General features: G+C 60.8%; 11 protein-coding genes. 4 read left to right on the top strand and 7 right to left on the bottom strand.

Annotated elements, in window-relative coordinates; all coding sequences use genetic code 11:
- The first annotated feature begins 111 nt into the window (after positions 1-111).
- The 3 genes from IFT99_RS13270 (at position 112) to IFT99_RS13260 (ending at position 3726) form a co-directional block, all read left to right on the top strand.
- Positions 112-1032 (top strand): putative 2-dehydropantoate 2-reductase, encoded by a 921-nt coding sequence (locus IFT99_RS13270; protein ID WP_197985969.1) that lies wholly within the window; start codon positions 112-114, stop codon positions 1030-1032.
- Between the two features lie 62 nt (positions 1033-1094).
- Positions 1095-3143, top strand: a complete 2049-nt coding sequence (locus IFT99_RS13265) for a sensor histidine kinase (RefSeq protein ID WP_065992165.1) — start codon at positions 1095-1097, stop codon at positions 3141-3143.
- Positions 3144-3147: 4 nt separating this feature from the next.
- The gene (locus IFT99_RS13260) at positions 3148-3726 is read left to right on the top strand and encodes a cob(I)yrinic acid a,c-diamide adenosyltransferase (RefSeq protein WP_192132762.1); all 579 of its coding nucleotides are present in this window, start codon (positions 3148-3150) and stop codon (positions 3724-3726) included.
- 251 nt (positions 3727-3977) lie between these two features.
- On the opposite strand, the gene IFT99_RS13255 is transcribed toward IFT99_RS13260, so the two are convergent.
- The 4 genes from IFT99_RS13255 to secA all read right to left on the bottom strand — a co-directional run bounded on the left by IFT99_RS13255 (position 3978) and on the right by secA (position 9693).
- Positions 3978-4922 (bottom strand): Nudix family hydrolase, encoded by a 945-nt coding sequence (locus tag IFT99_RS13255; RefSeq protein ID WP_192132761.1) that lies wholly within the window; start codon positions 4920-4922, stop codon positions 3978-3980.
- A gap of 2 nt (positions 4923-4924) precedes the next feature.
- On the bottom strand, positions 4925-5551 hold the full coding sequence (locus IFT99_RS13250; protein WP_065992163.1) for a glutathione S-transferase family protein: 627 nt from the start codon (positions 5549-5551) through the stop codon (positions 4925-4927).
- A 38-nt stretch (positions 5552-5589) separates the two neighbouring features.
- Positions 5590-6807 (bottom strand): bifunctional glutamate N-acetyltransferase/amino-acid acetyltransferase ArgJ, encoded by a 1218-nt coding sequence (gene argJ / locus IFT99_RS13245; RefSeq protein WP_192132760.1) that lies wholly within the window; start codon positions 6805-6807, stop codon positions 5590-5592.
- A gap of 135 nt (positions 6808-6942) precedes the next feature.
- The gene (secA, locus tag IFT99_RS13240; RefSeq protein ID WP_192132759.1) at positions 6943-9693 is read right to left on the bottom strand and encodes a preprotein translocase subunit SecA; all 2751 of its coding nucleotides are present in this window, start codon (positions 9691-9693) and stop codon (positions 6943-6945) included.
- Positions 9694-10012: 319 nt separating this feature from the next.
- Between secA and IFT99_RS13235 the strand changes: the two genes are divergently transcribed.
- A complete protein-coding gene (locus IFT99_RS13235; RefSeq protein ID WP_192132758.1) occupies positions 10013-10480 on the top strand; it encodes a DUF721 domain-containing protein in 468 nt (155 codons plus the stop codon).
- Between the two features lie 501 nt (positions 10481-10981).
- Here the strand turns inward: IFT99_RS13235 and lpxC are convergent.
- The 3 genes from lpxC to ftsA form a co-directional block, all read right to left on the bottom strand.
- Positions 10982-11893, bottom strand: coding sequence for a UDP-3-O-acyl-N-acetylglucosamine deacetylase (lpxC, locus tag IFT99_RS13230; RefSeq protein WP_065992158.1), 912 nt, complete (start codon positions 11891-11893; stop codon positions 10982-10984).
- 112 nt (positions 11894-12005) lie between these two features.
- Positions 12006-13196 (bottom strand): cell division protein FtsZ, encoded by a 1191-nt coding sequence (gene ftsZ, locus IFT99_RS13225; protein WP_074884474.1) that lies wholly within the window; start codon positions 13194-13196, stop codon positions 12006-12008.
- Between the two features lie 63 nt (positions 13197-13259).
- Complete coding sequence (ftsA, locus tag IFT99_RS13220) at positions 13260-14519, bottom strand: cell division protein FtsA (RefSeq protein ID WP_037014678.1); 1260 nt, start codon at positions 14517-14519, stop codon at positions 13260-13262.
- Between the last annotated feature and the right edge of the window lie 14 nt (positions 14520-14533).

The following is a 14533-nucleotide window of genomic DNA, read 5'->3' as shown; positions in this document are numbered from 1 at the left end:
GTATGAAAGCCCGGTCATTATAACGAGACTTTTCCCACGTTCATGTGAGCCTGCGATGTTGATTTCGTTTTCGCCGCGCACCGAGATCTTCGTCGTCGGGGGTCATTTCTTTTGAATTCCGTGTGCTGGCACGTTCTGGGCGCGGGCAGTCTGGGGAGTCTCTGGGCCACGCGACTGGCCCGGGCGGGTCTGCCGGTGCGGTTAATCTTGCGCGACGAGGCCCGACTGGCGGCCTACGACGCGCACGCCGGTCTGGCGCTTGACGAGAATGGCCAGCGTCAGACGTTTGCCATTGCGGCGCAGACGGTCAGCGCGGATGAACCGATCCGGCGTCTGTTGGTGGCGTGCAAGGCCTACGACGCTGAACGCGCCGTTGCAGCCGTCGCCCATCGCCTGACCGGTGCGGCTGATGTCTTGCTCCTGCAAAACGGTCTCGGCAGCCAGGACACCGTGGCCGCCATGATTCCTGAGGCACGCTGCATTTTTGTCTCCAGCACCGAAGGCGCCTACCGTGATGAAGACTGGAGCGTGGTATTTGCCGGACAGGGCTCCAACTGGCTGGGCGACACACCGCACGGCGCGGCGCCGGCCTGGCTGGAAGACCTCAAGCAGGCAGGCATCCCCCATCAATGGACCGCTGACATTGCCGAACGCCTCTGGCGCAAGCTCGCGCTCAATTGCGCGATCAACCCGCTCACCGTGTTGCATCAATGCCGCAACGGCGAGCTGCTGGCCCATGCAGAAGAAGTGACGGCGCTGTGTGCCGAGCTCGCCCGCGTGCTGCAACGCTGCGGTCAGCCCGGCGCGGCTGACGGTTTGCTGGAGCAAGTGCAACAGGTGATTGCCGCCACCGCCGGGAATTATTCCTCGATGTATCAGGATGTCGCCAATGCCCGTCGCACCGAGATCCGCTACCTGCTCGGGCATGTCTGCGCGACGGCGGACGCCCTCGATTGCCCGGCGCCGATGCTGAACCAGTTACGCCTGCGTCTGATCGAACACCTCAACGCCCGGGGCCTGCCCAGCGACTGACGGGTTTGCTCACGGGCGGAACAGCGCTAACCTGCCCGCTCCTCATTCCGGTGACCTGCCCCATGCCATTGCGCCAGCGCCTCGAAAACCTGCCGGTCGGTCAAAAGCTTCTGGCCGCCTTGCTGGTTTTGCTCACCACCGTGCTGGTGGTCGCCAACCTGACCTTCATCAGCGCCGCCTATTACATCTCCCAGGAAGCGATGGCGCCCCAGGCCTTGCAAACAATCGGTCGGCTGATCAGCAATCCCGGGCTTTCCGAGCAAGCCTTGTCCTCGACCTCTAACGCCCAGGCGCTGCTCAAGGAACTGAAAAACTACGGCCCATTACGGGCGGCAGCGGTGTACGACGGCAGCGGTACGCGTCTGGCGCAGATGCAGCAAGGCGACAAGCTGCGCATGCCCGACCACTACCGGGATCTGGAGAGCTGGCGCGTCACCGAGTTTCGCAACACTCAGGTCATCCCCATTCCCAAAGCGGGGCAAGCGCAGGGGCATCTGTTGCTGGTCGCCAGCAGTGAATTGCCGACGGCGTTCTACACCGGCACGCTGACCGCCAGCCTCGGCATCCTGATCTTCAGCATCCTGCTCTGGGCCGGCGTTGCCCGGCAGATTCGGCGCTTTATCACCGAACCGATCTACCAGCTGGAAGACCTGTCGCGGCGGGTCACCCGCGAGGAGAACTACGCGCTGCGGGCGACGCCCGGCAACAAAGACGAAATCGGTTCGCTGGCCGAGGCATTCAACACCATGCTCTCGCGCATGGAAGCCCGTGAGCAACAGCTCAGACGCGCCCGCGATGAATCCCAGGACGCCTACGATCAGGCGCAGGGGCTGGCGGAAGAAACCCGTCACACCAACCGCAAGCTTGAGCTTGAGGTTCAGGTGCGCAGCAAGATCGAGAAGAAGCTGACAGGGTTTCAGAATTACCTCAACAGCATCATCGACTCCATGCCGTCGGCGCTGATCGCCCTGGACGAGCAGCTGTATGTCACCCAGTGGAATCAGGAGGCCGGCGCTCTGTCCGGTACGCCGCTGGATGAGGCGCTCAACCAGCCGATTTACTCGGCCTTCCCGCCAATGCGGGCGTTTTTGCCGCAGATCAAACAGACCGTCGAACGACACACCGTCACCAAGATCGAGCGCGTCACCTGGGTCAAGGGCGAAGAGTCCCGCCATTACGCCCTCACCTTCTACCCCCTGACCGGCGATGCCGGGCGTGGCGCGGTGATCCGCATCGATGACATCACCCAGCGCCTGTCGCTGGAGGAAATGATGGTGCAGTCAGAGAAAATGCTTTCGGTGGGTGGTCTGGCCGCTGGCATGGCCCACGAGATCAACAACCCCCTCGGGGCGATCATGCACAACGTGCAGAACATCCGCCGTCGGTTGTCGCCCGATCTGCCGAAGAACCTGGAGCAGGCCGAGCAGGAAGGTATCCAGCTGGCGGCGGTGAACCAGTACCTGATCGCGCGCGAAGTGCCGCAGTTGCTCGACGGCATTCAGTCGGCCGGGGCGCGGGCGGCGAAGATCGTCAGCCATATGCTCAGCTTCAGCCGACGCAGCAACCGTCAGTTGGCGCCTTGTGATCTGCCGGCATTGATCGATCAGGCCGTAGAGATCGCCAGCAACGACTTCGACCTGACCATCGGTTTTGACTTCAAGGGCCAGAACATCATTCGCCAGTTCGACCCTGCTCTGGGCCCGGTGCCTGCGACGGCCAACGAACTGGAGCAAGTGCTGCTCAACCTGTTGAAGAACGCCGCTCAGGCCATTCACCAGCGCGACAACGCCAGCGAGCCGGGGCGCATCATCCTGCGTACCCGCCTGAACCCGCCGTGGGCGGAGATTCAGGTCGAGGACAACGGCATCGGCATGCCGGAAAGCGTGCGCAAGCGCACCTTTGAGCCGTTTTTCACCACCAAAGAAATCGGCCAGGGCACGGGCCTCGGGCTGTCGGTGTCGTATTTCATCATCACCAACAACCACAAGGGCCAGATGGAAGTGCATTCCACCCTCGGCCAAGGCACCTGTTTCACCTTGCGCCTGCCGCTGGTGGACAATTCGATAGATATGCCTGCACCACAGGTCATTGGTCAGAACGACCGGGAGTAGAGCCATGGGATTTCGCTTGTCGAAAATTTACACGCGCACGGGTGACACCGGCGAAACGGGCCTGGGCGATGGTCGCCGAGTGCCGAAGGATCATCCGCGGGTCGAGGCCATCGGGGAAGTCGACTCATTGAACAGCCAGGTGGGCGTATTGCTGGCCGGCCTTACGGCAGCAGTCGCGACTCATCCGGCGCTGCAGGAGGTCATCGACGTATTGGCGCCCTGTCAGCATCGGTTGTTCGACCTGGGTGGCGAGCTGGCGATGCCGGAATACAAGGCGCTGAATGCGGCGGAGATCGAGCGCCTGGAAACGGCCATCGATCACTGGAATGAAGAGCTGGGGCCGCTGGAGAATTTCATCTTGCCGGGCGGCTCTACGCTGATCGCCCAGGCCCACGTTTGCCGGAGCCTGGCGCGCACGGCGGAGCGGCGTTGTCAGCACCTCAACGCGGTCGAGCCACTGGCCGGCGTCGGGCTGGCGTACATCAATCGGCTGTCGGATCTGCTGTTTGTTGCGGCGCGGATCATTGCCCGACGTGAGGGCGTGGCAGAGATTTTGTGGGAGCCTGCGAAGAAACCGCAGTGATTTGGGAGACAGTGCTGCGGTGCTGAGGGGCTACTGTCCTGACGTGCTGCTGTCCTGATACACCGCAACTCAGCTGGCAAGCGCAAATCCTGTAGGAGTGAGCTTGCTCGCGAAGACTGCATTTCAACCATTAGAGATCTAATGGATTTACAAACCTCTTCGCGAGCAAGCTCACTCCCACAATGATCCCATTCGCCGCTGAATCTGCGGTGTAGCAACCTTAGATCTCGCGGCTCGGACTTCGACAGCTGTCAGCTTTGCGGCCAGAACGCGCGAATTCCGGCCACACCCTGCGCACCACATTCCCATGCTTGCTGGCGATCCGTCGGCCCTGCCCCGCCCAGCAGATAAACCGGCTTGCTGAAGCCCTCGATCAACTCGCGGGCCTTTTCCCAACCCAGCGGCTGGGCATCTGGATGGCTGTGGGTTGGCAGCACGGGCGAGAGCGTGACGAAATCCACGCCCATCTGCTCGGCCAGACTCAACTCTTCGACGTTGTGACACGAGGCCGCCAGCCAACGGTCTTCGGGAAACGGACGGCCCTTGCTGGCGTATTTGCGCAACTGTTCGCTGGTCAGGTGCCAGCCCGCTGCCGGAAAGTCACCGAGCCATTCGCGCGGTCCTTTGAGCATCAGCTGCGCCTTGCCCGCGCATAGCCCGACCGCGTCCACCGCCACGTCACGGTATTTCGGGTCGTACATGTTCGGCGCACGCAGTTGAACCAGCTTGATGCCGCCGGCCACTGCCGTGCGTATACCGCGCAACAGCTCCGGCGTGTCCAGATCGTCCGGGGTGATGAGGTACTCACCCGGCAAACGCGCAGCGGCCACGATCGGGCGATTCGCTGCCGGGAATTCATACTCGGCCAGCTCCCGCTGCGATACCCAGGCAAGCGGTTGCCCTTCAACACCGTGGGGCTCGCCGGTGAACGACGAGACTTCCCAGACATCCAGCAACACCTGCTTGTCCGGGTAGTCGTGCTTGATCTTGATCAGCGGACGCGCTGCAGTCACGACGATGCCCAGCTCTTCGTGCAGCTCGCGGGACAGCGCGGCTTCGACCGATTCATCAGGTTCGACCTTGCCGCCGGGAAACTCCCACAAGCCGCCTTGATGCTGTTTGTCGGCGCGTCGTGCGATGAGGATCTTGCCGTCGGTGCCACGGATCACCGCCGCGGCCACATGGATGCGTTTCACGTTCAACCTTCCTCCAGACCCGCCTGCTGCCAGCGCTTGAACTCAGGCCACTGATAAATCGTTTCGACGTAGGCTGCCGCGTCTGCGGGCAACTCGACGTGATAGGTACGAAAGCGCACGGCGACCGGTGCGAAGAACGCATCGACGATGCCCGGCGTGCCGAACAGGAAACCTTCACTCACACCCGACACCGCGCGGCATTCACGCCACAGCGCAACCATGCGGTCGATGTCTGCCTGAGCTTCGACCGAAATGACTTCCAGCGCCTCGTCCTGGCGCAAATCCATCGGCAAACGCGAGCGCAGTCCGACAAAGCCGCTGTGCATTTGCGCGCATGCCGACCGGGCCTGAGCACGGGCGGCGACGTCCGCCGGCCACAAACCTGCGTTCGGGAAGCGCTCTGCCAGGTACTCACAGATCGCCAATGAGTCGACGATGGTGCCGTGCTCGCACTTCAGCGCAGGGACTTTACCGGTCGGCGAGTGCTCAAGAATCAGGCGCGTGGTGTCGGCCTGATTCAGGCGAATCACCTGATCGGTGAACGCCTCGCCGGTCAGCGCAAGCGCCAGCCAGGGGCGCAACGACCAGGAGGAATAACGTTTGTCGCCGATGATCAGATGCAGGCTCATGTCTTGGCTCCATTGAAACCGGTGGACTCGCTCGTGACTCAGGTGCGGTATTCCGCGTTGATTTTCACGTATTCGTGCGACAGGTCGGTGGTCCAGATGGTCTCACTGCAATCGCCACGGCCCAGCTCGATGCGGATGGTGATTTCTTCCTGTGCCATCACCAGCGAGCCTTGCTCTTCAGTATAGGTGCTGGCGCGGGCGCCCTTGCTGGCGATGCAGACGTCACCCAGAAACACGTCGATCTTGCTCACGTCGAGGTTCGGCACGCCTGCGCGACCCACGGCCGCCAGGATGCGTCCCCAGTTCGGGTCCGACGCGAACAGCGCGGTTTTGATCAATGGCGAGTGGGCCACGGTGTAACCGACGTCCAGGCATTCCTGATGATTGCCGCCGCCGTTGACTTCGACGGTCACGAACTTCGTCGCGCCCTCGCCGTCACGGACGATGGCCTGAGCGACGTCCATGCAGACCTCGAAGACAGCTTTTTTCAGCGCTTCGAACAGTGAACCCTTGGCCTCGGTCACCGCGGGCAAATCAGCCTGCCCAGTGGCAATCAGCATGCAGCAGTCGTTGGTCGACGTGTCGCCATCGATGGTGATGCGGTTGAACGACTTGTTGGCGCCGTCGCGAATCAGGTCCTGCAGCACGTCCGGCGCCACCTTGGCGTCGGTGGCGATATAACCAAGCATGGTCGCCATGTTCGGACGAATCATGCCCGCGCCTTTGCTGATGCCGGTCACGGTGACGGTCACGCCATCCAGCACGAACTGACGGCTCGCACCCTTCGGCAGCGTGTCGGTGGTCATGATGCCGGTGGCCGCCGCAGCCCAGTTGTCGACGGACAAATCATCCAGCGCCGCCTGCAGCGCGCCTTCGATCTTCTCGACGGGCAATGGCTCGCCGATCACGCCGGTGGAAAACGGCAGCACCGCGCTGGCATCGACCCCGGTGATCTCTGCCAGCTTGGCGCAGGTGCGCTCGGCAGCGGCCAGACCCGGCGCGCCCGTACCGGCATTGGCGTTGCCGGTGTTGGTCAGCAAATAACGCACGGTGCCTTGCACGCGCTGCCTGGCGAGGATCACCGGTGCCGCGCAAAAGGCGTTCAGCGTGAACACGCCTGCGACGCTGGAGCCTTCGGCGCAGCGCATGACGACGATATCTTTGCGCCCCGGGCGCTTGATGCCGGCGGAAGCGATGCCGAGTTCGAAACCGGGAACCGGGTGCAGCGTCGGCAAAGGACCAAGACCAACAGCCATGAAGTGCGCTCCTTGAAAGACAGTCACGCCATGCGGCCTCGCCGACACGGCTCGATTGATTGAAAAACGCCGCGACGGCTAAGCCGGTCGCGGCGTGATGTTACAGGTCAGCTACAGCTCGTCGCGATGGGCGAATCAGCTGATCTGGCCGTGGCAGTGCTTGAATTTCTTGCCCGAACCACACCAGCACAATTCGTTGCGACCCAGCTTCTGGTCGTTGCGAACCGGTGACAGTGCAGCGGCAGCCGCTACCGCGACGTCCTCACCCTCTTCGGCGAGCAGGTCCGGCTGATCCAGACCCGGTGCTTCGGCGTGCTGGAACTGCATGCGCTGGGCCAGCTCCTCGGCTTCGCGGCGCAGGCGCGCCTCTTCCTCGGCCGGATCTTCGCGGCGAACCTGAACGTGGGACAGCACACGAATGGCGTCGCGCTTGATCGAATCGAGCAGCTCCTGGAACAGGGCAAACGACTCGCGCTTGTATTCCTGCTTCGGGTTCTTCTGAGCGTAACCGCGCAGGTGGATACCGTGACGCAGGTGATCCATGGTCGACAGGTGGTCTTTCCACAGGTCGTCCAGCACGCGCAGGAGAATCTGCTTCTCGAACGTGCGCAGCGCCTCGGCACTGGCCTGGTCTTCTTTCTCGTTGTAGGCGGCCAGAATGGCTTCCATCAACTTCGGACGCAGGGTGTCTTCGTTGAGGTGATCGTCTTCGTCGAGCCACTGCTGAACCGGCAGCTTCACGCCGAAATCGCTGCTCAGCGCGGCTTCCAGACCCGCGACATTCCACTGCTCGGGCAACGACTGCGGCGGGATGTGCGCGGTGATGGTGGCGTCGAGGACTTCTTCACGGAACTCGGCAATGGTGTCACCAATGTTGGTCGCAGCCAGCAGGCTGTTACGCATGTGGTAGATCACTTTGCGCTGTTCGTTGGAGACGTCGTCGAACTCGAGCAACTGCTTACGGATGTCGAAGTTGCGGCCTTCGACCTTGCGCTGCGCTTTCTCGATCGCGTTGGTCACCATGCGGTGCTCGATCGCTTCGCCGGACTGCATGCCCAGCGCTTTCATGAAGTTCTTCACCCGGTCAGAGGCGAAGATGCGCATCAGGCTGTCTTCCAGCGACAGGTAGAAGCGGCTCGAACCGGTGTCACCCTGACGACCCGCACGGCCACGCAGCTGATTGTCGATACGACGGGATTCGTGACGCTCCGAAGCGATCACGTGCAGACCACCCGCTTCAATCACCTGCTGATGGCGCTTCTGCCAGTCGGCCTTGATCTGCGCGATTTGCTCAGGGGTCGGGTCTTCCAGGCTGGCCACTTCAACTTCCCAGTTACCGCCCAGCAGAATGTCGGTACCGCGACCGGCCATGTTGGTGGCGATGGTCAGCGCGCCCGGACGACCGGCCTGGGCAATGATTTCAGCTTCTTTTTCGTGGAACTTGGCGTTCAGAACCTTGTGCTCGATGCCTTCCTGCACCAGCAGGCGGGACATGTGCTCGGAGGTTTCGATCGTCGCCGTACCCACCAGCACCGGGCGTTGCTCGGCCAGACAGGCCTTGATGTCGGTGATGATCGCCGCGTATTTCTCTTCGGCGGTCAGGTACACGAGGTCGTTGAAATCTTTACGCGCCAACGGCTTGTTCGGCGGAATGACCATCACGGCCAGGGCGTAGATCTGGTGGAATTCGAACGCTTCGGTGTCCGCGGTACCGGTCATGCCGGACAGCTTGTTGTAGAGACGGAAGTAGTTCTGGAAGGTGGTCGAGGCCAGGGTCTGGCTCTCGGCCTGGATATTCAGGCCTTCCTTCGCTTCGATGGCCTGGTGCAGGCCTTCGGACAGACGACGACCCGGCATGGTACGGCCGGTGTGTTCGTCGACCAGAAGAATCTGGCCGTCCTGAACGATGTACTCGACGTTGCGATGGAACAGCTTGTGGGCACGCAGACCGGCATAAACGTGGGTCAGCAGACCGAGGTTGTGCGCGGAATAGAGGCTCTCGCCTTCAGCCAGCAAGCCGACTTCCGTGAGCATCTCTTCGATGAACTGGTGACCGGACTCGTTCAGCTCGACCTGACGGGACTTCTCGTCGATGGAGAAGTGGCCCTGCTGGGTGACCTGGCCTTCCACTTCCTCGATGTGCTGCTCGAGCTTGGGGATCAGCTTGTTGATTTCGGTGTAGAGCTTGGAGCTGTCTTCGGCCTGACCGGAGATGATCAGCGGTGTACGGGCTTCATCGATAAGGATCGAGTCGACTTCGTCGATCACGGCGAAATTCAGTTCACGCTGGAATTTGTCTTCCAGGCTGAACGCCATGTTGTCGCGCAGGTAATCGAAACCGAATTCGTTGTTGGTGCCGTAGGTGATGTCGGAGGCGTAGGCGGCGCGCTTCTCTTCCGGCGGCTGGAAAGGTGTTACCACGCCTACGGTCAGACCGAGGAATTCATACAGTGGGCGCATCCAGTTGGCGTCACGACGGGCCAGGTAGTCGTTCACCGTGACCACGTGCACGCCTTTGCCGGACAGTGCGTTGAGGTAGACCGCGAGGGTCGCGACGAGGGTCTTGCCCTCACCGGTACGCATCTCGGCGATCATGCCTTCGTGCAGTGTCATGCCGCCGATCAGCTGTACGTCGAAGTGACGCATGCCCATGATGCGTTTACCCGCCTCGCGGCAGACCGCGAAGGCTTCGGGCAAGAGCTGGTCGAGGGTCTCACCTTTGGCTATGCGGGCCTTCAACTCGTCGGTCTTGGCGCGCAGCTGTTCGTCCGAGAGGGCGAGCATTTGCTCTTCGAAGCTGTTGACGACCTGGACCGTCTTGAGCATGCGCTTCACTTCGCGCTCGTTCTTGCTTCCGAAAAGTTTTTTTAACAAAGGTGCAAACATATCGAAAGGATCTTCCACACATAGGGATGGAGGGCGGCCCCGTGAGTCGCCCGAGCAGCCCTCATGGCCGCATGCGAACGAGCATTCTACCCGGAAATGGTGGTGAGGAAAGTGGCGTTATTCCACGATGCTGGCACAGCAATGTTACGGGGCAGAAGTACAATAGGGTCATTTCCCGTGACTTCAACCCATGCGGGTGAGAAGTTTTATTAATGTTTTTTCATGATCGTGCGGCGCATTTGCACCCTGAACGCCCGACGTAAAGGTGCTTCAACCGATTCTGCTAAGATCACGCCCTGGCAACACAAGGCACCTCATCATGGCATTTCGTCCCCTACCGGCTCGCGCACCGGCTGTTCTTCTGCGCGAAGCCCGGCCGCTCAAAGCCATCTTCAATCACGCCCAACGCCTCGCGCATTTGCAGCGCCTGCTGGAAAGCCAGCTGCAACCCGCCGCGCGCGAGCACTGCCACGTGGCCTCCTGGCGCGAAGGCACCCTGCTGCTCATCGTCACCGACGGCCACTGGGCCACCCGACTGCGCTATCAACAGAAGCGCTTGCAACGGCAACTGGTAGCGTTCAAGGAATTCGCCAACCTCACCAGGCTGCAACTGAAGGTACAGCCCGCGAGAACCCACCGGACCGAGATGGGGCATACACGCGATCTGTCGATTGCAGCGGCCGAAACCATCTCCGCAACGGCCGAAGGCATCACCGACCCGAAACTGCGTGCTGCCCTGGAGCGGCTGGCAGCGCATGCGACCCCGAAAGAGGCTGGGGAATCGTAAACTCGGAGAATGCCGGCGCTCGCACTGGCCCCTTCCCGGCTAAAGCCGGTCCTACATGAACACCGCGTGCGGTCAGTAGGGCCGACTCCACTGTAGGACCGGCTTCAGCCGGGAAGCCTTCGATCTGCTTTTGATCTTCATACACAAGAAGTCCAGACACCGCAGAACGCGACTTGGGTGCAGGCTGAACGCAGGTCTCGCGCAGTGGGCCGAGCCGCATGGATGCGGCGAGAGCGCCGTCAGGGCATGGATGCCCGTTCGGCGCGGGCCCACGGAGCGGGACCGGAGTGAAGGTATTCCGACGAAGGAGGAACCCAACCAGGAGCACGGCCTTTTTGGTTACTTTTTCGGCTGTCGGTGGAAAAAGTGACCCGCCGTAAGGGCGGAACCATAATTTCAGCAAACACAAAAAACGGATATGTACGCTCTCTAATAGACCAGCCACAAAAAAGGCCACCCGAAGGTGGCCTGAAAACAACAAAACTAGGAAGAAGAGACTGTTTACACCGCCGCAACGGGGCGCATGTAAGAGATCGGTGCGGTGCTGGCATCTTCGAAGGTCACAACTTCCCAAGCGTCTTCCTGAGCGATCAACGCACGAAGCAAACGATTGTTCAGACCGTGTCCCGACTTGAAGCCCTGATACTCGCCGATCAGACTGTTGCCCAACAGATACAGGTCACCGATGGCATCCAGAATCTTGTGCTTCACGAACTCGTCTTCATAACGAAGACCGTCCTCGTTCAACACGCCGTCCTTGTCCACGACGATCGCGTTTTCAACGCTGCCGCCCAGAGCCAGGTTGTGCTTACGCAGGTATTCGATGTCTTTCATGAAACCGAATGTCCGCGCACGGCTCACTTCTTTAACGAACGAAGTGCTGGAAAAATCCACACAAGCCGTTTGCGTACGGTTCTTCAGATAAGGGTGATCGAAGTCGATCTCGAACCCTACCTTGAACCCTTCAAACGGTAAGAACTTGGCGGACTTGCCGTCTTCTTCTACGCACACTTCTTTAAGTATGCGGATGAATTTCTTCGGTGCGTCCTGCTCTTCCAGGCCAGCCGATTGAATCAGGAATACGAAGGGACCTGCGCTGCCATCCATGATTGGAACTTCGGAGGCAGAAAGTTCAACGTAGGCGTTATCGATGCCAAGACCGGCCATGGCCGACAGCAAGTGCTCGACCGTATCGACCTTCACGTCGCCATTGAACAGCGTCGTGGAAAGCGTGGTGTCACCCACATTCAACGCGTGAGCGTTGATCTGGACCACCGGCTCAAGGTCGGTACGGAAAAACACAATGCCAGCGTTCACAGGTGCTGGTTTGAGGGTCAGGTAAACCTTCTCCCCCGAGTGCAGGCCGATACCTGTGGCACGGATAATATTTTTCAGGGTGCGTTGTTTAATCATGGCATTGGCCGCTTCAGCGCGTATCGCGAATTAGTATCAACAAAGGCTGGCGATGATAGCAGACCCCGCCTTTGCTGAACACCAATCACCCTTATACCCCTGATAGAACCCATTAATCAGCCTGACGACGCAGGAACGCTGGAATATCCAGGTAATCCAGATCGTCTTGCGGGTTCATCTTCGCGGCGGCTGTTGCGCCCGCGTGTGCCTGATTGCGCATCACGGTTGGACGGTCCAGATCGCGGTAGTTGACCGAAGGCAGCTCCTGGCGTGCGGCGTGTTGCTGCGCAGGTGCGGCTTGAGCGGTCTGCATGGTGTTGTCGATGACCTTCACAGGCTTCTCGATTTTTGCACCCAGGCCAGTGGCAACCACAGTCACGTGCAGCTCGTCGCGCATGTCCGGATCGATAACGGTACCGACCTTGACCATGGCGTGCTCGGAGGCGAACGCTTCGATGATGCTACCCACGTCGGAGTACTCACCCAGAGACAGGTCAGGACCGGCGGTGATGTTGACCAGAATGCCGCGAGCGCCTTGCAGGTTCACGTCTTCCAGCAACGGGTTGCGGATCGCCGCTTCGGTGGCTTCACGCGCACGGTTCGGACCGCTGGCGCAGCCAGTGCCCATCATCGCCATGCCCATTTCGGACATCACGGTGCGGACGTCGGCGAAGTCGACGTTGATCATGCCCGGACGCTTGATGATGTCGGAGATACCGCGAACGGCACCGGCCAGTACATCGTCAGCCTTGGCGAAAGCCGACAGCAGGCTGGCGTCTTTACCGAGGATGGTCAGCAGCTTCTCGTTGGGAATAGTGATCAACGAGTCGACGCTTTCGGACAGCGCGCGGATGCCTTCGTCGGCGATCTGCATGCGCTTGCGGCCTTCGAACGGGAACGGACGAGTGACGACCGCGACAGTAAGAATGCCCATTTCCTTGGCCACTTCAGCAATGATCGGCGCAGCACCGGTACCGGTACCGCCGCCCATGCCAGTGGTGATGAAGACCATGTTGGTGCCTTGCAGCACTTCAGCGATGCGCTCGCGGTCTTCCAGTGCAGCCTGACGGCCGACTTCAGGATTCGCACCTGCGCCCAGGCCTTTGGTCACGCCGGTACCCAATTGCAGAATGGTACGTGCGCCAATGTTTTTCAGGGCCTGAGCATCGGTGTTGGCGCAGATGAACTCGACGCCTTCGATGTTGCTCTTGACCATGTGATTGACTGCGTTGCCGCCGCCACCACCAACGCCGATAACTTTAATTACCGGGCTTTGTGGGATGTTGTCTACGAGCTCGAACATGTTCCCTCTCCTTCAGTTCTCTAGTTTTATGTCGCCTGTTGCCTGCCTACCACTTTTTGAATCTTAGAAATTCCCCTGAACCCAGCGTTTCAGACGCTCTAACACTGGGGCCTTCGGTTCATCGCTATAACTGCTACCGGAGCCGGAAAGGCCGGACAGCGAGATGCCGTCAGACTGCTTTTGCAGTCCGTACAGCAACAGGCCGACGCCGGTGGAGTAAATCGGGTTGCGAACAACGTCCGCGAGCCCTTTGACGCTGTGCGGCACGCCGAGGCGGACCGGCATGTGGAAGATCTCTTCGGCCAGTTCGACCGCGCCTTCCATTTTCGAGGTACCACCGGTCAGCACGATGCCGGCCGGGATCAAGTCTTCGTAGCCGCTGCGACGCAGTTCGGCCTGAATCAGGGTGAACAGCTCGTCATAGCGTGGCTCGACCACTTCGGCGAGGGCCTGACGGGACAGTTCACGGGGCGGACGGTCGCCGACGCTTGGCACTTTGATGGTTTCACCGGCGCCGGCCAGTTTGGCCAGGGCGCAGGCGTAACGGATCTTGATCTCTTCGGCGTACTGGGTCGGTGTACGCAGCGCCATGGCGATGTCGTTGGTGACCTGGTCGCCGGCAATCGGGATAACGGCGGTGTGACGGATCGCGCCTTCGGTGAAGATCGCGATATCGGTGGTGCCGCCGCCGATGTCCACCAGGCACACGCCCAGCTCTTTCTCGTCGTCGGTCAGCACCGAGTAGGCCGAGGCCAGTTGCTCGAGGATGATGTCGTCGACTTCAAGGCCACAGCGGCGCACGCATTTTTCGATGTTCTGCGCAGCATTCACCGCGCAGGTCACCACGTGAACCTTGGCTTCAAGACGCACGCCCGACATGCCCAGTGGCTCGCGAACGCCTTCCTGGTTATCGATGACGTAGTCCTGCGGCAGCGTGTGCAGCACGCGCTGGTCAGCCGGGATCGCCACGGCCTGGGCAGCGTCGAGCACGCGTTCAAGGTCGGCCGAGCTGACTTCGCGGTCGCGAATTGCCACGATGCCATGGGAGTTCAGGCTGCGGATGTGATTGCCCGCAACGCCGACGAACGCCGAGTGAATCCGGCAACCGGCCATCAGCTGCGCTTCTTCTACTGCGCGCTGGATCGATTGCACGGTGGACTCGATATTCACCACCACGCCCTTCTTCAGGCCGCGGGACGGGTGAGTGCCAATACCGACGATTTCCAGCGTGCCATCAGCCGCGACTTCGCCTACCAGCGCCACCACTTTGGAGGTGCCGATATCCAATCCGACGATCATTTTGCCGCTTTGCACGTTTGCCATGGGTCCTGCCTCTT

Source organism: Pseudomonas sp. CFBP 8772 (genome assembly GCF_014841665.1).
Taxonomy (GTDB): Bacteria; Pseudomonadota; Gammaproteobacteria; order Pseudomonadales; family Pseudomonadaceae; genus Aquipseudomonas; species Aquipseudomonas graminis_B.
This window is presented reverse-complemented; position numbering and strand designations above follow the sequence as displayed.

Coding starts and splice junctions, on each gene's coding strand:
- IFT99_RS13265 (WP_065992165.1), top strand. CDS start 1,095: ATGCCATTGCGCCAGCGCCTCGAAAACCTGCCGGTCGGTCAAAAGCTT.
- IFT99_RS13260 (WP_192132762.1), top strand. CDS start 3,148: ATGGGATTTCGCTTGTCGAAAATTTACACGCGCACGGGTGACACCGGC.
- IFT99_RS13250 (WP_065992163.1), bottom strand. CDS start 5,551: ATGAGCCTGCATCTGATCATCGGCGACAAACGTTATTCCTCCTGGTCG.
- argJ (WP_192132760.1), bottom strand. CDS start 6,807: ATGGCTGTTGGTCTTGGTCCTTTGCCGACGCTGCACCCGGTTCCCGGT.
- secA (WP_192132759.1), bottom strand. CDS start 9,693: ATGTTTGCACCTTTGTTAAAAAAACTTTTCGGAAGCAAGAACGAGCGC.
- IFT99_RS13235 (WP_192132758.1), top strand. CDS start 10,013: ATGGCATTTCGTCCCCTACCGGCTCGCGCACCGGCTGTTCTTCTGCGC.
- lpxC (WP_065992158.1), bottom strand. CDS start 11,893: ATGATTAAACAACGCACCCTGAAAAATATTATCCGTGCCACAGGTATC.
- ftsZ (WP_074884474.1), bottom strand. CDS start 13,196: ATGTTCGAGCTCGTAGACAACATCCCACAAAGCCCGGTAATTAAAGTT.
- ftsA (WP_037014678.1), bottom strand. CDS start 14,519: ATGGCAAACGTGCAAAGCGGCAAAATGATCGTCGGATTGGATATCGGC.